General features: G+C 62.4%; 18 protein-coding genes and 2 tRNA genes. 6 read left to right on the top strand and 14 right to left on the bottom strand.

The window, feature by feature from the left end; all coding sequences use genetic code 11:
• Positions 1-1,097: 1,097 nt before the first annotated feature.
• The 14 genes from JOF47_RS06180 to JOF47_RS06115 form a co-directional block, all read right to left on the bottom strand.
• A complete protein-coding gene (locus tag JOF47_RS06180; RefSeq protein ID WP_209996646.1) occupies positions 1,098-1,367 on the bottom strand; it encodes a hypothetical protein in 270 nt (89 codons plus the stop codon).
• Between the two features lie 329 nt (positions 1,368-1,696).
• A tRNA-Val gene (locus JOF47_RS06175) sits at positions 1,697-1,769 on the bottom strand.
• Positions 1,770-2,044: 275 nt separating this feature from the next.
• Positions 2,045-3,376: a sensor histidine kinase gene (locus JOF47_RS06170; protein WP_209996644.1), complete on the bottom strand. Its 1,332-nt coding sequence runs from the start codon at positions 3,374-3,376 to the stop codon at positions 2,045-2,047.
• A 35-nt stretch (positions 3,377-3,411) separates the two neighbouring features.
• On the bottom strand, positions 3,412-4,083 hold the full coding sequence (locus JOF47_RS06165; protein WP_209996643.1) for a response regulator: 672 nt from the start codon (positions 4,081-4,083) through the stop codon (positions 3,412-3,414).
• A gap of 142 nt (positions 4,084-4,225) precedes the next feature.
• On the bottom strand, positions 4,226-5,221 hold the full coding sequence (locus tag JOF47_RS06160; protein ID WP_209996641.1) for an AfsR/SARP family transcriptional regulator: 996 nt from the start codon (positions 5,219-5,221) through the stop codon (positions 4,226-4,228).
• A 1,155-nt stretch (positions 5,222-6,376) separates the two neighbouring features.
• The gene (locus JOF47_RS06155; RefSeq protein WP_209996639.1) at positions 6,377-7,651 is read right to left on the bottom strand and encodes an MFS transporter; all 1,275 of its coding nucleotides are present in this window, start codon (positions 7,649-7,651) and stop codon (positions 6,377-6,379) included.
• 48 nt (positions 7,652-7,699) lie between these two features.
• Positions 7,700-8,845 (bottom strand): acetylornithine deacetylase, encoded by a 1,146-nt coding sequence (gene argE, locus JOF47_RS06150; RefSeq protein ID WP_209996637.1) that lies wholly within the window; start codon positions 8,843-8,845, stop codon positions 7,700-7,702.
• A 713-nt stretch (positions 8,846-9,558) separates the two neighbouring features.
• Positions 9,559-10,440 carry an AfsR/SARP family transcriptional regulator gene (locus tag JOF47_RS06145; protein ID WP_425354921.1) on the bottom strand — a complete coding sequence of 294 codons (882 nt, stop codon included), beginning with the start codon at positions 10,438-10,440 and terminating at the stop codon, positions 9,559-9,561.
• A gap of 324 nt (positions 10,441-10,764) precedes the next feature.
• A complete protein-coding gene (locus JOF47_RS06140) occupies positions 10,765-11,247 on the bottom strand; it encodes a hypothetical protein (protein WP_209996634.1) in 483 nt (160 codons plus the stop codon).
• A 6-nt stretch (positions 11,248-11,253) separates the two neighbouring features.
• Positions 11,254-11,658: a hypothetical protein gene (locus JOF47_RS06135; protein WP_209996632.1), complete on the bottom strand. Its 405-nt coding sequence runs from the start codon at positions 11,656-11,658 to the stop codon at positions 11,254-11,256.
• Positions 11,652-12,722 (bottom strand): hypothetical protein, encoded by a 1,071-nt coding sequence (locus JOF47_RS06130; RefSeq protein ID WP_209996630.1) that lies wholly within the window; start codon positions 12,720-12,722, stop codon positions 11,652-11,654. The genes JOF47_RS06135 and JOF47_RS06130 overlap by 7 nt, the downstream gene beginning before the upstream one ends.
• A 452-nt stretch (positions 12,723-13,174) precedes the next feature.
• Positions 13,175-13,250, bottom strand: a tRNA-Val gene (locus JOF47_RS06125).
• Between the two features lie 120 nt (positions 13,251-13,370).
• Positions 13,371-13,862 carry a redoxin domain-containing protein gene (locus JOF47_RS06120; protein ID WP_245356279.1) on the bottom strand — a complete coding sequence of 164 codons (492 nt, stop codon included), beginning with the start codon at positions 13,860-13,862 and terminating at the stop codon, positions 13,371-13,373.
• A gap of 4 nt (positions 13,863-13,866) precedes the next feature.
• Positions 13,867-14,283 carry a DUF3052 domain-containing protein gene (locus JOF47_RS06115; RefSeq protein WP_377738081.1) on the bottom strand — a complete coding sequence of 139 codons (417 nt, stop codon included), beginning with the start codon at positions 14,281-14,283 and terminating at the stop codon, positions 13,867-13,869.
• Positions 14,284-14,615: 332 nt separating this feature from the next.
• Between JOF47_RS06115 and aceE the strand changes: the two genes are divergently transcribed.
• From aceE to JOF47_RS06085, 6 genes are all read left to right on the top strand, one after another.
• Positions 14,616-17,363, top strand: coding sequence for a pyruvate dehydrogenase (acetyl-transferring), homodimeric type (gene aceE, locus JOF47_RS06110; protein ID WP_209996627.1), 2,748 nt, complete (start codon positions 14,616-14,618; stop codon positions 17,361-17,363).
• Positions 17,364-17,538: 175 nt separating this feature from the next.
• Positions 17,539-18,795, top strand: coding sequence for a PucR family transcriptional regulator (locus tag JOF47_RS06105; protein WP_209996626.1), 1,257 nt, complete (start codon positions 17,539-17,541; stop codon positions 18,793-18,795).
• A gap of 86 nt (positions 18,796-18,881) precedes the next feature.
• Positions 18,882-19,805, top strand: a complete 924-nt coding sequence (locus JOF47_RS06100; RefSeq protein WP_209996624.1) for an ACP S-malonyltransferase — start codon at positions 18,882-18,884, stop codon at positions 19,803-19,805.
• A gap of 15 nt (positions 19,806-19,820) precedes the next feature.
• Positions 19,821-20,876 (top strand): beta-ketoacyl-ACP synthase III, encoded by a 1,056-nt coding sequence (locus JOF47_RS06095; RefSeq protein ID WP_209996622.1) that lies wholly within the window; start codon positions 19,821-19,823, stop codon positions 20,874-20,876.
• Positions 20,877-20,972: 96 nt separating this feature from the next.
• A complete protein-coding gene (locus tag JOF47_RS06090) occupies positions 20,973-21,218 on the top strand; it encodes an acyl carrier protein (protein WP_068733191.1) in 246 nt (81 codons plus the stop codon).
• Positions 21,219-21,455: 237 nt separating this feature from the next.
• Complete coding sequence (locus tag JOF47_RS06085; RefSeq protein ID WP_209996621.1) at positions 21,456-22,694, top strand: beta-ketoacyl-[acyl-carrier-protein] synthase family protein; 1,239 nt, start codon at positions 21,456-21,458, stop codon at positions 22,692-22,694.
• The last annotated feature ends 100 nt before the right edge of the window (positions 22,695-22,794 follow it).

Here is a 22,794-nt window from a genome sequence, read left to right as displayed (position 1 = left end):
GTGAATTCCTGCTCAGTGAGCAACCCGGACTGACTGAGGTCGATATGCCGCTGGAGCTGTGCGAGCATATCCGTGCCGGCGGTGGTTGCCGGGCCGCAGCTGCGGCGAGTTGTCGGGAGCCGGAGCAATTCCCTTGCGTGAGACGCCAATCTGCGTCCGCTGCCGGGCGGCAGCGTATCGCTCCTGCTCGTACCGGGCTCGGTCCCCGCACTGCTGATTGGCGGCAACCCGGCCCGAAACGGCTTAGGCGGTACCGGCCATGGCTGCCGTTCGAGCGGTAGGTCCAATGAGACCGGTGCGACAAACACGACGACGAGACATGTTCGCCGTCCTGTGCATTGGGTTTCCGACGGGTTTTGATATAGGCCGATGATTGCGTTGACAGCTGGTTCGGGTATTCGTTCAGTTCGCAGGATCTCCCTGCCACCCCGCACCAGTTCCCCGGCAAGGCTTACGGCAAAAGCCGGCTCCAAAACGAGGACGAGCCCGGAAACCCCGTGCGCATCGGCAACTAAACCACCCATTTGGCGCCGGGATGCGTACACGTCATCACCTCTACCGACGCGACCCTCATGAGTGTTCCTTTCAATCACGACTACGGGGGATAACATCGATCCTCCGGTACGCGGGCCCGCCGGACTTCACCCACACAGGGCGATTTACCAGGAAGCCTCTTTCAGCAGTGTTTTGGTTTGACGTAGTCGGCAGCCCCAGGAGCGTTTGCCTTTGCCGTCTGGGCTTCGTTGAGGCGCCTGGGACGGATCAATGCGCCAACCGCGGGCAAGTCATCCGGGACACCACCGATTCCGAGCAGGTATTGATGAGGCCCAACACACACATCAGCGCTGCCTTCGATTCTGTCGATCGTGTATACCTCGGAACAATCCTCGCTTCTGGGGGGGCGACGCCCCGTTGCTGCTCTCCCAAAGGGAAAAATGGCGCCAGTTCGGAACCGGCCCGGACCCGGTGGAATTGAATGCGGATGGCACCATTCACAGCATGGAAGTTCGAGGATGCAGAAGGCGCGGAACAAGCGGAGCGTGCGCTCCTTGACCTGCAGACCAAGGAACTCTTCAAGGTTCATGATTCTGCGCTTGTCACTTGGGCGGACGGGGCCAAGAAACCCCCAGACCAAATAACTGGCCGGCTTCATCGGAGCCGCAGCGATGGGAGGAACCTTTTGGGGCTTCCTGTTCGATATCCTGTTTTTCGTCACATACGGGTGCCTCCGCCGATGAGGCCAAGGGATCTCGGCGTTGTTTGCCGGATGCACCGGCGCCATCACTGGCCTCGTTGCCGAGGCGTTCCAGGGAACCAAAATCGAGTTGCTCGAAACAAGTCTCCGCTAAGAGGAAGAGCTTCTCCACGATTTTGCACCGGGGTCAGATTTCGACATAACCCCATTGCTGTCACATGATGTCCAGAACCGGATCCAGGTCCTGGGCTCCGCCGTGGACGACTTCGATATGGCCGACGACGCCATGCAAGACGACGTAACCCATACCCAAGGCCGCTAAATCGCTGAAAACGAGCCGCCATTTTCAAGAGCGCCCGCAGAGGCTTGGGAAGCAAACCAAGCTGTTCGGCATTGACCCAGCGCCAACCATTGTAGGCAGGTCCGGGAAACGCCGGCATCAAGCAAACGAAAAAGCTCCACGGCTTGGAATGACTTCCAAGCCGTGGAGCTTCGTGTCGGTGGGCCCTACCGGGATCGAACCGATGACATTCACGGTGTAAACGTGACGCTCTACCAGCTGAGCTAAAGGCCCTGAAACACTTTTTGTTCGAAAAATTTTCGAATCAGTTCGTTGCGACAAATAGATAATTTAGTACACGCAACAGCGACTTGGCAAATCGGCCTTTTTCCAACACTTCGTCCAACTACCCGAAAACCGTAAGTTGAGCAACCCTCGAGCCGAAAGGCCATTGGCAATGCCTGATGATCCTGACCTCAAGCAGCACGCCTTCGGATGCGCCCAAGGCCATTGGGGCATCCTTGAATAACGACTACCCGGATCGGCACAACGCCAGTACAAAGTTTTTGTTACGCCCTGCCAGCGGAAAGGACAGCTTCGTCAATCAACATGTCGTGCTCCCGCATAGCTATAGGTCGGCCACCGGTGGTGACCGAGAGACTGGTTCCGCCGCCCGGAGTGCTGGCAAGTTCCAAACGAGCACCGACCATTTCCGCGGCATCCGACATCATGCGCAGTCCGAAATGTTTCTCTTTGCCGCCCTTCAGCACGTCGAATCCCAGCCCGTCATCGGCGATGTTCAAGGTCCAAAACCCTCCGTTGGGCTTCAGGCTCAGCTGCACGTGCTTTGCATCCGCGTGTTTCATGATGTTCACCAGCGCTTCGCGCCCGACTCTGTAGAGCATTGTCGCCTGTCGGCTATCCAGGGTGAGCGGCTCGGCAATATCGACCCGGGTCCGGATTCCCTTGCTTCGAGTGCGTTCCACCAACACGGACAGAGCCGCCGGCAATTCGGCCGCATTCACCGGCGTCGAATACAGGTCGCTGGTTACCTCACGCAACTTACGGATGCTCCCCTGCAGGATCTCACTGGGTGCAGATCCGTCGGCGGAAGTTGACGAATCCAATGCGTAAGCCAGCCCGGCCAGATCCTGGATGATGTCGTCATGCAAGTCCCTGGCAAGCCTGACCCGTTCCTGTTCACCGGCCTCGATTGCCTGTTGCAGCAATGCGCGGCGGGCCCGTTGATATCGTTGCACACGTTTGGCCAGAGCGATGCCGGGGATCAGCTGCGCGGCCTGCAAAACGCCCAAGGCCACCAAGAACACTGGGATCATGCCAAGGAGCATGTGATGTTCAGGCAAACGCACGACATCAGCGTGAAAATACATTTCAAAGAGCAGCGGCGTATCCGTGCCGGCGCCAGCCAATACGTATACTTCCACCAGGTCTTCGCTGCCCGCCTCGAAGATATTCTCGCCTTCGTCCTGCGGACCCAGGGTGACCACACCAGGTCCCCCGGCCAGCATTTCCTCGGCCCATTCTTCAAGCGGGAACGTTTCTCCAATGAGCTCGCCCACGTCCGAATAAAGAACCGTTCCGTTGGAATCCCAGACCTTGATGCGCAGGATCATTTCATCGGACATCCACGGGGACATTCGTGCATCGATCTGTGCCACAGCCGACTTGTCCCCGGCCGCCAGATCGGGGTTGAGCACGGGCCCAATGGCGTAGTCCGCCAGTCGTTGCGTGAGCTCCAAGACCTCTTGCTTGGCCAGATTCTGGGCGACACTGCGCCCCCAGAAGGTCGCGGGTATCGATACCGTCAGCAGCACGACCAGGCCGGTAAGCAAGAACTTCAGAATTGCCGATCGCACGGACGAGCCTTCTTCGCGCAGCAAGGCAGTCGTGGGGTGGTCGCCTCGTCCAAAACGAATCATTGGCCGACCGCGCCCACGAGTCCCAGCCTATTGGCGGTGGCCACGGCCTCGAGCTGGGAATGGGCGTCGAGCTTACTTAAGATCGATTTCACGTATCCGCGACACGTGTGGGCACTAATTGCCAGCGTCCGGGCATTGGCAGTCACATCGAATCCCTGACTCATTAGCTGCAGCACCTCCAGTTCCCTGGCAGTCAGGCCGGGGTTCATGGAAACCTCAAGCTGGCGGGGCTTCAGCAACTCTGAAATGAGTGCCGGACCGACTATGAACTCACCTTGGCGTACCGTGCGCAAAACGTCCAGCAGTATTGACAATGCCCCATCCTTGGGCAGAAATCCGCACACACCAAGGGAAGCTGCCCGTTGCATGGCCTGAGAGGTCGGGTCGCCAGTGAGCATCACAATGCGCATCGATGGCAACGCCCTGAGGATCCGCTCGGCTCCCTGCAACCCGTCTCCGTCCGGCAGCCGGTAGTCGATCACCACCAGATCCGGTTCGTCTTTGATACACAGTGCTACCCCTGCCTCAAGCGTATTGGCCGTGCCAATACACCGTAGGTCCACCTCGCGATTCAGCGCCCCTGACAGCAAATCCGCAAAAGTCGCGTGATCGTCTATCACCACAATCCGAGACACCGCAATTCCTTCGTCCCCCGCCACGGAATTCATGTTCCCCACCGTTGCTTCCCCAAGAAGACCTACCCAAAACATGGGTGCCAGGTTCGGCACTTAGGGTTAGTATTGCGATGATCTTGAACCTTGGCAAGGGGATGTCTCGCCCCGCGCCCACCGTCGCTTGGGTCGCGGGTGTTTAGACTGCGGCAGCCGTCATCATCCGTTCCACGTAGCCACGCACTATGGTGCCCGCCTCGTTCAATGTGATTTCCCCGCCTGCATAAGAGTCGAATCGATCCATCCCTGGCGATACGGCCACGCCGCCACCGGAGCCTTCAAGTGCCAGCAGCGCCCTGATCACCAGGGCAAAGTCATCGTTCGACGATGACGTTTCGTGCAACATTCGGAGTTGCGCTTGCTGCAGCAGCTCACCGGGCTGGCAACCCAACTCCCTGTCCATTACTCGGCGGCACTGTTCATAGGCTTGCAGTCCGCGCAGTGGTTGCCGAATCTGTTCCATGCCAAGAATCAACACCGACCACGCTGGTTCATTGAGCGGGTCAAGGTCCAGCACCTGCCGGGCCAGACCAATTGCCTCGTTCAGCTGCCCCAGTGCCAGCGCCGTTTCAGCGGCCAGAACCCTTGCGGCCATGACCCGGGCAGCATGCAGGGTTCGTTCCGCCTCGGCCCATTCCGGCAGGAGCTCGTGGCCCAGCAGCGGCTCATCAGAAATAGCCAGCGCCTGCCGCAACAGTGCTGCAGCTTGCTCGCCAGTGGCCTGTTCGGCGCGGGTCAACAAAGAGTCAAAGCGGGCCAAATCCAAATCAATCAGATCCGCATCTAAAAGGTATCCACCCGTGGTGGTTTTCAGAACGCCGCGTTTGCCCTGCCCCGGTTGAAGGCAACGTCGCAGAACCGAAACATATGATTCAAGGGTTGAAACTGCGGTCGAAGGCGCTGATTCCATCCACAACATGTCGATGAGTGTCCCTTTTGATACCGCCGAGCCCAGATGAAGCAAGAGTATCTCAAGGATTTGCCTCGACTTCGGCCCACCCAAGTGCTGGGCGCTAAGCACCTCGGTTCCACGACGGATTTGCAGTGTCCCAAGTACCTTGGCGCTTACACGCCCGCTGGCACAGTCCTCTACCCCGAATACATCAGTGTTGACATTCACTTTGTAGCTCCCCAAGTGCCTTATCCCCAAAATACTGACAAACCCCATAATTCAGTGTTTGGCCAACTGGCATAAGCCGCTAGGAAGGGGGGCGACAGACCCCCGAAAAAAGGGGGGTCAACCACGAACGGATCACAATTGGTAGAAACAGTCCGAAATTCCTGCCAAACGTCATGCCTTGGCTGGCAAGCCGACCGGACAAGCGAAATAGGCGGTTCGGGTGGCCTCTGGTACCGACTACGCCCCTGCATTCGCTGGCGTACGGGTTGCCAACGAACTGCTATTTCCAGCGGTGCCAGGAAACCCTGGCACCGCGGAAATGCATCGAGGGTCCGGCCTGGGGGAAGCGGGACCCTCGAAGGCACCGCAATATTAGTGCGGTACAGGCTCGAGGACCCGGTTGGGACAACCGGTGCGCCGAGCGAGCGGTTCACCTCGAAGCCTGATGGACGTCTACATCGGCCTTTGACCGTGGCTAAACCGTATGCTGATCATCCACCCCGAAGGTTGTGAAAAGCTTTGGATTTACGCAGGTCCCGGAAGGAACCTCGTCCGGAGGAAGCAACCGAGTTCGCGTCGAAGAAAGTCGTCATGCGGGTGTAACGGCAAATGCTCCCGGCCAACGAACATGCAGGGCCTCTCGGAGCCTGCCGTTCGCCGACATGAGTTCCAGCCTCCCGGTGTGAACCGGCGGAAGGAGCCAGGGCCCCGTCACAGTCACCGCACGGCTTGCCGAGTGGTCGCTGGATGCTTCCGAAGACCCGTGCCTGGCATTCCTTGTGCCAGCCGGACAACGGGTTCCGGAACCCGGCCCCGAGCAAGACGCCCATGCCGCGGAAAACAAAAACCCGCAGTTCCCATCGGGGCATCCGTGGGGACTGCGGGTATTTGTTTGGCGGTCCTACCGTCATGGAAGCGATGACAATCACGGTGTAGACGTGGCGCTCAACCAGCCGAGAGAGGCCCAGAACCTAGCATGGTGAACGGAATGATTTCCGTTCATGGGCTTTGCAACAAGAAGGTCATCTACGACAGAGTCAACAGGCTTGGCCAATCCTTGCCCGGACAATGATCCAGTTCGCGCCCACTGGTGGCAATGGGGCCGCCGAGCCAGCAGGTGGTGGGGGCCGCGGGTCACCATGATGAACGCACCGCCCCGCCTCCATATCGCTAGCGCTGGTTGTACCGCGTGCGCACGAAGTACAGGCCCACGAGCGAAATCACGGCGATCGCCATGTAGTAGAGGCTTGGCGCGTTCAGCGATCCTGTGACGCTCAACAGCCAGGTCAGCACGAGCGGCGCTATGCCGCCGAGCAGGGTAACCCCGACGTTGTATGTCACGGCCAGGCCCGTGCCACGAATCGACGACGGGAACATCGAAGATAGCAGCGCCGGCAGCGGACCGAAGTAGAACGCCATGAGCACACCCAACAGGGCAATGACAATGATCAGCATCGGCACCGTCGGGTTGGTGACCATGAGCTGGAACAGCGGCCATGCGAGCAAGAGCGCGGCGATCGCCGCGTAAGTCATGACTTTGGCGGGGCCCACGCGATCGGCCAGGTGGCCCACGAAGGGAACACCGACCAGCGCGACCAACCCGGCAACAACGCCGCCGAGGAATGCCGCGGTGGCCGGAATGTGAAGGTTCTTCACCGCGAATGTCGGCATGTACAGAATCATGTAGACGGAGATGGTGGCCACGCCGATAACAGCGGAACCTGCCAGCAGGCGGCCGTAGTGGTTGACCAGCAGCACCTTCAATGGCGCGTGCTCCTTCTCGCCCTTGATGAATTCCTCCGTTTCATCGAGCCTGGCGCGGATGTAGAGGCCCACCGGCCCGATCAGCAGACCGACGAAGAACGGTACGCGCCAACCCCAGCTATACAGCGCCTCGGTTGAGAGCCATTGGGTCAGCGCAAAACCGAAGGCCGAGGCCAGCAACATCGAGGCGCCCTGCGCGGCAACCTGCCAGGAGGAGTAGAAGGCCTTTCGGTTCGGTGCGGTCTCGATCAGGAAGGCGGTGGCGGTCCCGAACTCACCGCCGGCGGAGAAGCCCTGGACGAGGCGTGAAATCAGGATGATCACCGCGCCCCAGACACCGACCTGGGCGTAGGTGGGAGCCACCGCCATGATGAGGGTGCCGAGCATCATCAGCAGCAGGGTCAGCGTCAGCGCGTTTTTCCGGCCCTTGCGGTCCGCGTAGCTGCCCAGCACCATGCCGCCCAACGGGCGAATCAGGTACGAGATCGCGAACGTCGCAAAAGTGAGCATCAGCGCGAAGGTGCCATCGGACTCGGGATAGAAGTTCTCGGCAATGACCACGGCGAAGGTCGCGTAGACGATGATGTCGAACCACTCGAGGGCGGCGCCGATGGAGCTGCTGATCACCGCTTTCTTGGCAGCGGCAAGCTGCTGCGGGGTGACGGTTATTACGTCAGCCATGTGTTTCTCCTTGGAGAGTACTAGGTTTGGGGGATTTTGCGCCGGCGCTCAGGCGCTCAGCTTGGCCAAGAGGTTCTCGATGTACGCCTCGCATGCGGCGATCTGGTCAAGTTCGATGAACTCGTCCGGGGCGTGGGCCTGGGCGATGTCGCCGGGGCCGCAAACGACGGTGGGGATGCCCGCGTTGAAGAACAGACCGGCCTCGGTGCCGTAGGTGGCCTTGTCGGGGCTGGGGATGCCGCCCAGTTCGGCGGCCAGTGCGACGACTCCGGCGTCTTCGGGCGTGTCCAGGCCCGGGGTCTGTGCCAGCACGGTGAACTCGACGCGGACATCCCTGCTCTGCTCCCGCATGGATTCCTCGATGCGCATCGCTTCCGCCCGGAAGCGCTCGATGAGTTCGGTCGGGTCATCGGCGGCGATCGAACGGAACTCGAAGTGCAAGGTGCATTCGGCCGGAATGGTGTTCACGGCGATGCCGCCGTCGATCTTGTTCACCGTGGTGGTGGTGTAAGGGACGATGAAGGCCTCATCGAACGGGCCGTCCTGCTTGAAGCCCTGCGCCATCGAGTCCACGACGCGGGTGAATTCCGCCGCAGCCGAAATGGCGTTGACGCCCTGGGTGGTCAGCGAGGAGTGGGCAGCGACGCCGTGGAAATCCACTCGGATGACGTTGACGGACTTGTGGCCTCGGACCACACGCATGCTGGTGGGCTCCCCCACGATGCAGCCGCGCGGGTTCAAGCCGGCTTCGGTGATGGCGGCGACCAGGTCCACGGCGCCGAGGCAGCCGACTTCCTCGTCGTAGGAGAAAGCCAGGTGGATCGGTTCGTTCAGTTTTGCCGCTGCGATCGACTCGAGCTTGGCAAGGATGACAGCCACGAAGGTCTTCATGTCGCAGGTGCCGCGGGCGTAAAGCTTGCCGTCGCGGATCTCGGGGATGAACGGGTCGCTGCTCCAGACCTGCCCGTCGACGGGAACAACGTCGGTATGGCCCGAGAGCACGATGCCGCCGGTTCGGGTGCCGTCTGCGGCCGGAATGGTGGCCAGCAGGTTGGCCTTGTTGCCCTCGTTGTTGTGCACCAGTGTCGGGTCGACGCCCACGGCCTCAAGGCGTTCCACGACGTACTCGATCAGGGGAAGGTTGCTGTCCCGGCTTGTGGTATCAAAACCGATCAGCTTCGTAATTTCAGCCATGGTCGCTTTGCTGGGCGCTGGTGACATTTGTACTCCTAAAGCAGTTCGTCAAATCGACTGCCCAATGTTGTCATATATCAAAATGCAGAATCAAAGCCTCTCACCCCTTGGACACCAGCCGAGTGGCTATCGTTACACACCCCTAGGAAACCACCACCTGCCGGCCAGAGCAGATGCGCCGGGTGGCGGCCCTACACGATCGACAACCATTGGCGCGTTGGCCGCCGGAGCAGCTTTGCTCGACCGCATTGCGCGGACGTTGGCGGACTCATGTTTTGACTGATCAATTCACTGTTCAAGGTGGCCCGGCGACCGTCTCTACAGCCTCCAACCGGGTGCGTGCATCGAGCTACGCCACGATGTACTGCATGTAGCCATGAGTGGAAATGCTACGTGCCTTCGCTTTCCTGGCAACATCGTGGCCGTCGGCCATGTGCCGAGGCATATCAAGTTCATGCATGGCCAGCGTCGGGCCATGGGGTTCCACGGATCGGCCGAGCGTGTGCCTGGGAGCGATCAATACGGGAGCGACATGAAGTCTCCGCGGCGCTCCGTTTGCAGTACCTTCAAAATGATGCAAAACGTACCGCCCTTGGGCAGGAATACGCAGATGCCTATGGAATCGACGCGCTGGATGGCATGCGCCGTGGCATCACCGGTGCGCATCGCGATTCGGATGCTCGGTCCTGTGCGAGGATTCTGGACGCCTTGGTTCAGGCCACGACCTGAACCAAGGCGCGTTGCACATACCCCGCGACGATCGTCCCGGCTTCTTGAACGGTGAACTCCAGTTCTGCCGCAGAATGAGCCTCGCTGGGACGTGCCAGCTGGCTCTTGCCCATGAGCGAGCCCTGGATGGCCAACAAGGCCCGGATGACTTGGCCAAAATCGTCGTTTTCCGCCGAGGTGTCGAGCAACATGCGTGCCTGTGCACTTTGCAGGACCGGCCCCGGCTGGCAGCCCATTTCCCGGTCCATGACCCGGCGGCATCGTTCAAATGCCTGTAATCCCTGCACCGGATTCCGGCCTTGTTCCAAGCCCAGGATCATGCACGTCCACGCAGGTTCGTTCAGCGCATCGCCGTCCAATACGCGTTGAGCCCAACGGACCGCTTCGGATGCCAGTCCCAGCTCCAGGGCCGCCTCCGCAGCATGTACTCCGGCGGCAGCAACCCGTGCCGCGTGCATGCGCCGTTCGTTTTCGGCCCATTCGGGTAGCAGTTCGTTGCCCAGTAGCGGTTCGTTCGCCATGTGGAGCGCCTCTTGCAAGAGGGCATACGCCTGCTTCGCCCCGGAATGTTCGGCGCGGGCAAGCAGTTCGCTAAAGCGTGCGAGATCGAGGTCGATCATTTCTTGTTCCAACAGGTAGCCACCTGTCGTGGTCTTCAGCACGCCGCTCTTTCCTTGGCCGGGCTGCAGACAGCGGCGAAGCACCGAGACATATGACTCCAGGGTCGACACGGCCGCTGCCGGAGCCGCCCCGTCCCACAACAGGTCGACAAGCTTGCCCTTGGAAACCGGAGTACCCAAGTGCATGAGCAGGATTTCCAGGATCTGCCGAGATTTCGGTCCTCCCAGTTGCTGGGCGTTCAACACCTCATTTCCCCGGCAGATCCGAATCGTTCCCAGGATCTTGGCATTCATCAGAGGCCCAGCTGCCAATTGGTCCCCGAATTCCCCATTGATTATCTTCACGTCGAAACCCCCCAATCGAGTGTCTCCCCAAATATGACAAGACCCATGCTTCCCGCACGGCGTTCGACCCATAAGCCCCATTCGAGGGTGCAGGCATCCCTGAAATTAGGGAGGCAGGCTTTCGGAATCGCTTCAACGACCCAGGGAGTGCACAAAGCCTCCGTGGTTGCCGGCAAAAGTAAGTCGGCAACCACGGAGCAGGTGGTGCTAGCCCGGTGATGGGCCTCAGCGATTGGCTACCGCAGTCGTTGCAACCGAACCCCGGGTGGACTGCACCATGACGGATGTAATCTGCCGGTTGGGACCGGGTTTGATCTTTAGCTGCCAATTGTTGGTCGCGTCGACAACCGCCGTGCCCAACTTGGTCACGGGGCTCCCGGGGGTGGTGTTGTAGATCATCAACGCGGTGCCGGGTGTCGGCTGCACCGCGGCACCGGGTTGGACTGCCGTGCGCGCAATCCTGAACTCTGTACCCAAACGGTGCCTGGTTCCGGCGGAAATGCTCACGGCGTCGGTCCTCAAAATGAGTTCCACGGTGGCCGGAGCGCTGGCCACGCCTGCCGCATTGGTCACCATCAGCCGCATTCGGATCGGGACTGCGGCCGGAACCACGGCCGGAACCGTGTCAGAGGCCTTGGCGAAAAACGGCATGCTGAGCGTTGGCTTGGCGGTCGTAGTACTGGACAGCGTGACCGGCGCACCGGCCACCTGCGACTATTTGTAGCTGACTGCTCCGGTGGAGGTGCTGCCGTCAAGGACCACGGAGCCTCCATAGTTGATGCTTGTGACGGACGCGGTGGCACGAGCGACGGCAGGTGCCGCCGGGTCCGGGGCCGGGTCGATGACAGGTCCGGGATCCGGCTGAGGGGTGACCGGTGGCAGACCTTCGGGGGTGGCGTCTCCCCCGAGAATGCTCACGGCCATGCTCATCTGGCCGCCGGCAGCATCCGAGAGCGTGATGCGTTCCGGCGGCGCAACTACCGTGAAGTTCGCGCTCTGCGTTGCATCCGGCGTGGCTCCGGTCGCAAGTGCTCCGAGCCCATCGACGGTCAGGGCGTTGCCGAAGCGGGATGCCGCGGCGACACTCAGGATCGTGCCGTCATAGTCGGCCTTCAGCACGGTGATTCCATGTGGCTTGGAAACGTTGACGACCGAGCTGCTGATCGGTTTGTCTCCAATGTTGCTGACCTTGATTTGTGTGGGCGCGGCACCGGTGAACTTGATGCGTGCGTAAAACCGCTTGGATCCAGGGTCTGTTTCCATCGGGTTGTCTTGAACTTGCCCTCTTGCCCTTCGACCTGCAGTTGCGTTCCTTCGCTGCTGGCAAAGACGTCGATCATGTCACTTGCGAGCAGAGCTCGCTGCGTTTCCACACCGGTGTTGGTGGAGATTTTTCCTTGCAGGGAGAAGAGGTTGGTGGACTGGTTCAGTCCCCCGCCGCTGACCGAGAACTTGTTGTAACCAAAGGGGCTGCCCGTTACCGTGTGCTCCTGGCCGGGATCGCCGAGGTAGCCGCTAGGGGCAGCGGGTGCGGTGGCTGGATCCCAGCGAAGGAATGGTCCGATATTGCTTTTCAGGGCCGTGGTGAAGTTTCCGGCGGCCGGTGAGATATCCTCAACCAACTTCCCGTCACCGGCGGCGTCGGTGTCGATGGTCAGCGTCCCGTAGGGGTGCCTGAATGTCAGGGTCGCGTTGGGGGTGGCGCCGCGGACGGTGACGCGTTGACGGCCAAAGACGACCTGGTCTCCGGCTTGTACTTGGTTGGCGAATGCCGCTTCAACGCCAAGAACCAGTACGGCCCGTCCACCTCCCGGAAGATCCAACTTTGTGGAAGCGAGCATGTAGAAGGCTTCCTCGGGGAAATTGTCGGGGAAGGAAATGGGGAGATCTTCGTTTGGGACGTCACCGGGAAGGAGCCCGCAGAGCGGGTTCTGTGCATCGAGGCACAATTCGACGCGTGTGCCGGCTCGGTCCTGGTACCAGCTTGGGAAACCGAAATCGGCATTCACTGGGCCGACGGAAACAATGCCGCCGGGATTCTTTACGGTGACCTCGGTTGATGCTTGTGCCGGGGCCACGGTGGTCAATGCCAGCAGCCCGATGGCGGCCAGAGCGATTTTGCGTTGCATGTACCGGCCGGCCACAGCGCGTCGCGCTGGCCTTCCGGAATGAGTGGATTTCATATCAACTCCTAAGAGGAACCAAAATGTACGATCACTGTGCAACTCCCACCCTTAGGAAACCTTGCTATCTGCATCCCTAGAAGGTGCGGCCAATTGGGCAACTGTCAGGCAATGCCAACGAAGGTCTTAGCTTGGGGAACGTCGGGCCCTTGCGTGCGCCGCAAAATTGATGCGTCTCTTGGCCCGAAAGTCACGGACGGGACACCCGGAGTTCGAGCCTTTCGGATTTTCCGGTGACCCGGATAGTCTGTCGCAGAACTGGCGTCGGCCCGGGGCCCTGTTTCGGCCGTGGGATGATCGTTCCAGCCCGACTCTGTGAAAAGCCTTGACCCTTTTTCGCGTAGGTTCGACCCCGCCCCGCCTGACGCATTGGCGGGCGAAAAATAGGTGCCACAACACAAAAAACCCGCAGTTCCCATCGGCGTAACCGTGGGGAACTGCGGGTTTTTCTTTGGTGGGCCCTACCGGGATCGAACCGATGACATTCACGGTGTAAACGTGACGCTCTACCAGCTGAGCTAAAGGCCCTTCTCGACACTACTGGTTCGTGCGGAATAACTTCCGTTCGAAGTGTTCGTGACAAGTAACTAACTTAGCGGATGACCCACCCTAGTTGTCGAATCGACGCAATGTGATCTTCGACAACTGCTAGGTGAGTAGGTCAATCGCCTCTCTGTAGCGAGCGATGGCGCGCGCCTGATGGATGGGTGAACTAAAGGAATCAACCACATGTGTTCCACGGATGAGGAACGTGTGACGCGTTGCCGCGCCTGACTCAAAATCGAAGGCACCGTAACCTGAGGCAACGGCACCGTGTGGCCAAAAGTCGGCCAACAAATCAAACCCGAATCGGGATTGATCGGCGTAGGTTCGCAATGCGAACTTGTGATCCACCGATACCCCCAGGATGCGCACACCCCGGGCGGTGAATTCATTTCGTGCTTTTTCGAGCTCTTCAAGCTCCGACCCACAGACCGCGGAAAACGCGAACGGGTAAAAGACTAAAAAGTAGGCCTGCTCCCCCAACGCACGGGAGTCGATGAGTTCCCCGTGCTGATTGGGCAAGACAAAGCCCGGGGCCACTTCACCGGCCCCCGGCGCCGGGATTTCATTCCCGGAAACCGATTGTGATGTTTCCAACGCCCTAGTTCTTGCGGCGTGCAACCAGTCGGGTTGCCGACCAGTCCTCGGAAACACCCTCGGTATTTGTCACATGAAGTCCCGCGGTTGGTGCATCCTCTTGGATTGTTGCAGGTGTCACATAGCCGTCGCGCCCCGACTTTGGGGTCAACAGCCACACAACACCCTTCTCATCCAGGCTGACCAGCGAATCGACCAGGGCATCAACTAGATCCCCGTCGTCGGCACGCCACCAGTAGACGATGCCGTCTACTACCTCGTGATCTTCTTCAGTAAGTAGCTCGGAGCCCACCGTTTCCTCTAGGGAATCGCGGAGGTCAAAGTCCACATCGTCGTCGTATCCGAGTTCCTGAATCAGGTCCCCATCTTTGAAGCCCATTTTCTGTGCGGCTTCGTGCTTTGCCGGTGCGGCGTCGCTCACGTCACTCCTCCTGCTGGTGTTCAAGCGTCTGGTACAACCAAACACCCTTTTTGCGCTCCCATCAAGCGCAGAGGCTCCAACACGCCGAAATAGTGATGACTTCGACCCACTTTTGCCGTCCGAGACCCCATCTGAGCACCGTCAACGACTTTCTCGCAAGCAACTCAGGTACAGGTTGAGCACCGCCGAGCACTAGAGTGTAAGCGAAGGTCCGCGACCAACCACCCTTGAGGAACGGGCCACAAACTTTGGCGTTTGCAACGCCACTGTGTGCTGAACACGAAACTTTCGTTCGGCACACAGCCCCCGCTGTACCCCATAACGAGGAGAAGATGGACGTGGCTGTAGAGGAACATATCTCTCACATCCGTAGCGGCTTGACTAGCCAGTTGCCAGATCGAGATCCGGAGGAGACCGCCGAATGGCTTGAGTCCTTCGACGATCTGGTTGAGACTCAGGGCACCGAACGTGCCCAGTACATTGTCCGTTCGCTGCTGCAGCGCGCCGGCGCAAAGTCCGTGGGCGTCCCCATGGTCACCACCACGGATTACGTGAACACCATTCCCGTGGACCAGGAACCCGAGTTCCCGGGCGACGAGCAGGTCGAACGCCGCTACCGCGCCTACATGCGCTGGAACGCCGCCGTCATGGTGCACCGCGGCCAGCGCCCCGGCGTGGGCGTCGGCGGGCACATCTCCACCTACGCCGGCGCCGCCACCCTGTACGAGGTGGGCTTCAACCACTTCTTCCGCGGCAAGAACCACCCCGGCGGCGGCGACCAGGTCTTCTTCCAGGGCCACGCCTCCCCGGGCATGTACGCCCGCGCCTTCATGGAAGGCCGCCTGAGCGAGGAGGACATGGACGGCTTCCGCCAGGAAAAGTCCCGCGCCGGCCACGCCCTGCCCTCCTACCCGCACCCGCGCTCGCTGCCGGACTTCTGGGAGTTCCCCACCGTGTCCATGGGCATCGGCCCGATGAACGCGATCTACCAGGCGCAGTCCAACCGCTACCTGCAGAACCGCGGCATCAAGGACACCTCCGACCAGCACGTCTGGGCCTTCCTGGGCGACGGCGAAATGGACGAGCCCGAATCCCGCGGCCTGTTGCAGCTGGCCGCCAACGAGAAGCTCGACAACCTCACCTTCGTGGTCAACTGCAACCTGCAGCGCCTGGACGGCCCGGTGCGCGGCAACGGCAAGATCATGCAGGAGCTCGAGGCGTTCTTCCGCGGCGCGGGCTGGAACGTCATCAAGGTCGTCTGGGGCCGCGAGTGGGATGCCCTGCTCGAAAAGGACGCCGGCAGCGCCCTGGTTGACATCATGAACCAGACCCCGGACGGGGACTACCAGACCTACAAGGCCGAGAACGGCGCCTTCGTGCGCGAGCACTTCTTCGGCAAGACCCCGGAAACCAAGGAAATGGTTGCCGACCTCACCGACGAGGACATCTGGAACCTCAAGCGCGGCGGCCACGACTACCACAAGGTCTACGCCGCCTACAAGGCAGCGACCGAGTTCAAGGGCAAGCCGACGGTCATCCTGACCAAGACGGTCAAGGGCTACGGCCTGGGCCCGCACTTCGAGGCGCGCAACGCGACGCACCAGATGAAGAAGATGACCCTGGAGGACCTCAAGGGCTTCCGCGACCACCTGCGCATCCCGATCACCGACGAGCAGCTGGAGGCGGACCCGTACCTGCCGCCGTACTACCGCCCGGCCGACGACTCGGCCGAGTACAAGTACATGATGGAGCGCCGCGCCGCGCTCGGCGGCGCCGTGCCGTCGCGCCGCACCACGTCCAAGGAGATCCACCTCCCCGAGGACAAGGCCTACGACACCGCTTCGCGCGGCTCGGGCAAGCAGCAGGCCGCCACCACCATGGCGTTCGTCCGCCTGCTCAAGGACCTGATGCGCGACAAGGACTTCGGCAAGCGCGTGGTCCCGATCGTGCCCGACGAGTCGCGCACCTTCGGCATGGACGCGTTCTTCCCGACCGCCAAGATCTACAACCCGGCCGGCCAGAACTACCTCTCCGTGGACCGCGAGCTGGTCCTGGCCTACAAGGAATCCCCGGCCGGGCAGCTGATCCACCCGGGCATCAACGAGGCCGGAGCCGTCGCGGCGTTCACCGCCGCGGGCACCTCCTACTCCACCCACGACGAGCCGTTGATCCCGATCTACGTGTTCTACTCGATGTTCGGCTTCCAGCGCACCGGCGATGCCATCTGGGCCGCGGCGGACCAGATGGCCCGGGGCTTCATCATGGGCGCCACCGCGGGCCGCACCACGCTGACCGGCGAGGGCCTGCAGCACGCCGACGGGCACTCCCCGATCCTCGCGGCCACCAACCCGGCCGTGATCACCTACGACCCGGCCTACGGGTATGAGATCGGCCACATCATGCGCGCCGGCCTGGAGCGCATGTACGGCGGGGCGCACGAGGACCCGAACGTGATGTACTACATCACGCTCTACAACGAGCCGTACCAACAGCCCAAGGAACCGGAAAACCTGGACGTCGAGGGCATCGTCAAGGGAATCTACTTGGCCTCCCCGGCCAAGATCGACGGCCCGCGAGCCCAGCTTCTCGCCTCCGGCGTGGCTGTGCCGTGGACCATCGAGGCCCAGCGCCTGCTCGCCGAGGAGTGGGGCGTCTCGGCCGATGTCTGGTCCGTGACCTCGTGGAACGAGTTGCGCCGCGACGGCCTGGAAGCCGAAGAGGAAGCGTTCCTGAATCCGGGCGCGGAGCCGCGCGTGCCCTTTGTCGCCCAGCAGCTGGCCGGAGCCACCGGCCCGGTTGTTGCCGTGACCGACTACATGAAGGCCGTGCCGGACCAGATCCGCCAGTTCGTCCCCAACGAGTTCGCGACCCTGGGCGCCGACGGGTTCGGCTTCTCCGACACCCGCGCCGCCGCGCGCCGCTTCTTCAAGATCGACGCACACTCGGTGGTCGTACGCACCCTGCAGATGCTGGCCAAGCGCGGGGAGGTCGACGCCTCGGCGCCGGCCGCCGCCTTCGCCAAGTACCAGCTGAACGACGTCAACGCCGGCACCAGCGGAAGCGCCGGCGGCGAGGCCTAGGCCTTAGCACCACAGCACCATATTGGACGGTGGCGCCGACTCCCCCAGGGGAATCGGCGCCACCGTCCTTTTGTTCTTGCCCTCACCAATTTTTGCTGGCGCCTTGGGTCCCGTGGTCTTTGTGTGAACACTACAAAATAGTGCCTGCGGCCATGTGGTGCGTATGCTCGTATTCATGAGTGACGAGCAAGCGGCGAATCTGAGCCAGCGGATCAGGCCGTTCCGCCAAGCCAAGGCCAGCCCCGAAACCCTCAAACGTCTCAAACAGCACCTGGGCGTGCTCTCCACCGTCGCGCTCAAACACCTCGACCAGTCGCTGCCCTGGTACCGCGGGCTGCGCCCCGAGGAACGTGCGGCACTCGGGCTTGTCGCCCAAAAGGGCATCGCCTCGTTCGTCTCCTGGTACGAGCGCCCCACCACCTCCCCGCAGTGGGTCATCAACGACGTGTTCGGCGCCGCGCCGACCGAGCTGACCCGCTCCATCAGCCTGCAAAAGGCGTTGCAGCTGATCCGCACCATCGTCGAGGTCGTCGAATCCCAGGTCCCGGACATCGCCCCGGAAGCCGAGCACACCCAGCTGCGAGAGGCAGTCCTCCGCTACTCGCGCGAGGTGGCATTCGCCGCCGCCGACGTCTACGCCCGCGCCGCGGAAACCCGCGGTGCCTGGGATTCACGGCTCGAGGCGCTGGTCGTCGACGCGGTGATGCGCGGCGAAAGCCAAGACTCGTTGCGCTCCCGCATTGCCGCGGTCGGGTGGAAGTCCCACGAGAACATCATGATCATGATCGGTGCCACGCCGGCCTCCTCTCAGGTGGGTTTTGTCAGCGAGTTGCGCCGGGCCGCGGCCCGCTATTCGCGGGATTCGCTGGTTGGCGTGCACGGCGAACGGGCGATCCTGATGCTTGGCGGCGTGGACGCCGACCGAGCCGGGCTGGACCGCCTGGCCTCCTTCTTCGGCGAGGGCCACGTGGTCTACAGCCCGCTGGCGCCCACCTTGAAGGAAGCCCCTTCCTGCGCGCAGGCCGCCTTTGCGGCGATCGCCGCGGCCAAGGCCTGGCCGCTGGCCCCGCGCCCCGTGGCCGCCGACGACCTGTGGCCCGAGCGCGTGATGAACAACGACACCGAGGCACGCCACGCGCTGGTCACGGGAATCTACGACCCGCTGCTGAAGGCCGGGAACGGCCTGATCGAGACGCTCTCCAGCTATCTTTCGCTGGGGCATTCGCTCGAGGGCACGGCCCGCGAGCTGTTCGTCCACGCGAACACCGTGCGCTACCGGCTCAAGCGCGTGTGCGACGTGACGGGCTGGGATCCGCTGGTCCCGCGCGAGGCATTCGTACTCCAGACCGCGCTGGTGGTCGGCCGGCTGGACGCCGAAACGATCGAAAACCAGCCCGAAACGCGGCAAACCATGCCGCGCACCGGTCACTGAATCCTGTAGGATTCCTACAAAAGCACGCCGTCAAGTCGGTGTGCGAAAACAGCCGCAGTGAATGACTTCTTTGGAAAGCTGGAGTAGTGCTAGCAATCGTGTGCCCAGGACAGGGCTCTCAGACCCCCGGATTCCTTTCCCCATGGCTGGAAGTCGCGGGTGTCTCCGAACACCTCGCCGGACTTTCCGCCATCACCGGGCGTGACCTCACGGCCCACGGAACGGTCTCCGACGAGGAAACCATCAAGGACACCGCAGTCGCCCAGCCGCTGATCGTGGCCGCCGGGCTCATTGCGGCCCGCGCGCTCTTCGGCGAGGACCTCCCGGCCAACACCGTGCTTGCCGGCCACTCCGTCGGCGAGATCACCGCGACCGCGCTGGCCGGTGCGCTGAACGAAAACGACGCGATGGTCTTCGTGCGCGAACGCGCCAACGCCATGGCCCTTGCCGCCGCGGCAACGCCCACCGGCATGGCAGCGGTGCTCGGCGGCGACGCCGAGGAAGTCAACGCCACAATCGTTGCCGCGGGCCTCACCCCTGCCAACGCCAACGGCGGCGGCCAGATCGTTGCGGCAGGCACGATCGAACAGATCGAGGCCTTTGCCGCCAATCCCCCGGCCAAGGCGCGGGTCATCCCGCTGAAGGTCGCCGGCGCGTTCCACACGCACCACATGGCCCCGGCCGTTGCCGTCCTCGAAGAACTTTCCGGATCGCTCACCGCCAACGACCCGTCCGCCACGCTGCTGTCCAACTACGACGGCAACGCGGTGGCCAACGGCCAGGAGAACCTGGCATCGCTGGTCGCCCAGGTGTCCCGCCCTGTTCGCTGGGACCTGTGCATGGAGCAGCTTGCGGCCATGGGCGTCACCGGAATCCTGGAACTGCCGCCGGCGGGAACCCTCGTGGGGTTGGCCCGACGCGGACTCAAGGGCGTTCCCACCCTCGCGCTGAAGTCCCCCGAAGACCTCGAGGCCGCACGCGCCTTCGTCGCCGAACACACCCAAGCTTAAGGAAGAGCACCAAACATGACAGCAGTGATGAACCAGACGCCCACGCGCGAGTTCAGCCGGATCCACGGCGTCGGCTCCTTCCGCCCGGATGTCATCGTTTCCAACGAAGACGTGTGCCAGTGGATCGATTCCTCCGACGAGTGGATCCAGCAGCGCACCGGCATCGTGACCCGTGCCCGCGCCGACGAAAACACGTCGCTGCTGGACATGGCCGAGGGTGCGGCCCGTGAGGCGCTCGCCTCGGCGGGCATCGAGGCAAGCCAACTGGGCGCCGTCATCGTCTCCACCGTGACCTTCCCGCACGCAACCCCGTCGGCCGCAGCAGCGCTGGCCGACCGCATCGGCGCCACCCCGGCCCCGGCCTTCGACATCTCCGCAGCCTGCGCGGGTTACTGCTACGGCGTGGCCCAGGGCGACGCCCTGGTCCGCTCGGGCATGGCCGAGTACGTCCTGGTGGTCGGCGCCGAAAAGCTTTCGGACTACATCGACAACCACGAACGCACCATTTCCTTCCTGCTGGGCGACGGCGCCGGCGCAGTCGTCATCGGCCCCTCGGACATCCCGGGCATCTCCCCGTCGGTGTGGGGCTCGGACGGCTCGAAGTGGTCGGCCATCGGCATGACGCACTCTCAGCTGGACCTGCGCGACGCGGTGCTCCAGGCAGAGTCCTCCCCGGAGGGCACGGCGCTTGTGGCAAGCACCGAGGCCCAGCTGTGGCCGACCCTGCGCCAGGACGGCCAGACGGTCTTCCGCTGGGCCGTGTGGGAAATGGCGAAGATGGCCAAGCTGGCCCTCAAAAAGGCGGGCATCACCTCTGAGGATCTCGCCGCCTTCATCCCGCATCAGGCCAACATGCGCATCATCGATGAGATGGTCAAGCAGCTGAAGCTTCCCGAATCCGTGGTTGTCGCCCGCGACATCGCCGACGCCGGCAACACCTCCGCGGCTTCGATCCCCATGGCCATGGACCGCATGCTCAAGGAAAACCCGGAGCTCTCCGGCGGACTGGCACTGCAGATCGGGTTTGGCGCCGGGCTTGTCTTTGGCGCACAGGTCGTTGTCCTGCCCTAGGCTTAACACCCAGGGACACAACCCACAATCCGGACCGCACCAAGCGGTTTGAATAGTCGTCGGGCTTTGCCCGGCAAAAACAGAAAAGGAGCCATCATGGCTAGCAACGAAGAGATTCTGGCCGGCTTGGCCGAGATCGTCAACGAAGAGACCGGCCTGGCCACCGAGGCAGTCGAAATGGACAAGTCCTTCACCGAGGACCTGGACATCGACTCCATCTCGATGATGACCATCGTGGTCAACGCCGAAGAGAAGTTCGACGTGAAGATCCCGGACGAAGAGGTCAAGAACCTGAAGACCGTTGCGGATGCAGTGAACTTCATCGCGGGCGCACAGGCCTAAGTGGCTTTCCGATTCTGCCCTCGGGCCCGTTCCGTCCACCGGAACGGGCCCGAGGTCGGGACCGGGCTCGGGCATGTGAAGTGCCCCGTAAACTTGATTACCGGTTTCGCAACCGATTCCCAGACTTTTTCGATCCAATCCGGCCCGCAGCGCACCAAATCCGCGCGTGGCTCCGATGCTTGGATCGCGCACTAGCCTCGCTAGTCGTTTCGCCCCCAACCAGTAGAGAGTTTCCTCATGGCTCGCAAAGTTGTCATCACCGGCCTCGGTGCCACCACCCCCATCGGCGGCGACGTCCCCACCCTGTGGGCCAACGCGCTCAAGGGTGTCTCGGGCGCCCACACCCTGCCCGATGAATGGGTTGAAAAATACAACCTGCCGGTGAAGTTCGCCGCCAAGGCCTCCACCCCGGCCTCCGAGGTGCTCTCCCGCGTTGAAATGAAGCGCATGGACCCCTCCACCCAGTTCGCCGTCGTTGCGGCGCGCGAGGCCTGGAAGGACTCCGGGATCGAGTCGGTCGACCACGATCGCTTGGCCGTGGCCTTTGCCACCGGCATCGGCGGCGTGTGGACCCTGCTTGACGCCTGGGACACGCTGAAGGAAAAGGGCCCGCGCCGCGTGCTGCCCATGACGGTTCCCATGCTGATGCCAAACGGCCCGGCCGCGGCCGTCTCGCTGGACCTCGGCGCACGCGCCGGCGCCCACACCCCGGTTTCCGCTTGCGCCTCGGGCACCGAGGCTATGCACATCGGCCTCGAACTGATCCGTTCGGGCAAGGCCGACGTGGTCGTATGCGGTGGCGCGGAAGCCGCCATCCACCCGATGCCGATGGCCTCGTTCGCCGCCATGCAGGCGCTGTCCAAGCGCAACGACGACCCGGAGCACGCATCGCGTCCGTACGACATCGACCGTGACGGCTTTGTCATGGGCGAAGGCGCCGGCGCATTGGTCCTCGAGGCCGAGGAGCACGCCATTGCCCGCGGCGCGACGATCTACGCCGAACTTGCCGGCACCTCGGTGACCGCCGACGCGTACCACATCACCGCACCGGACCCGGAGGGCCTGGGCGCCACCCGCGCACTGAAGGCCGCGATGTTCGACGGCCGCATCCAGCCGGAGGACGTCGTGCACGTCAACGCGCACGCAACCTCCACCCCGGTGGGCGACAAGCCCGAGTACACCGCGCTGCGCGCCGCACTGGGCAGCCACCTGGACAACGTCTGCGTCTCGGCCACCAAGTCCCAGATGGGCCACCTGCTCGGTGCCTCCGGTGCCGTTGAGTCGGTCCTCTCGGTGCTGGCCGTCTACCACCGCAAGGCGCCCGTCACCATCAACCTGGAAAACCAGGATCCGGAAATCCCGTTGGACGTCGTTGTCGGCACCCCGCGTGAATTGCCGGAGGGATCCATCGTGGTCCTGAACAACTCGTTCGGTTTTGGCGGACACAACGCCGTAGTCGCAATCCGCAGCGTCTAGCCGTTTCCTTGGCCCCATGGGCCAACTTGGATCGGGGTCGCACTCCACCGCATCGGTGGGGTGCGACCCCGATTTCGTTTAAGCCCACAGCGGTTGGCCG

This window comes from Paeniglutamicibacter kerguelensis, from assembly GCF_017876535.1.
Classification (GTDB): Bacteria; Actinomycetota; Actinomycetes; order Actinomycetales; family Micrococcaceae; genus Paeniglutamicibacter; species Paeniglutamicibacter kerguelensis.
The sequence above is the reverse complement of the archived record's forward strand: the minus strand, read 5'-3'. Positions and strand labels throughout refer to the sequence as shown.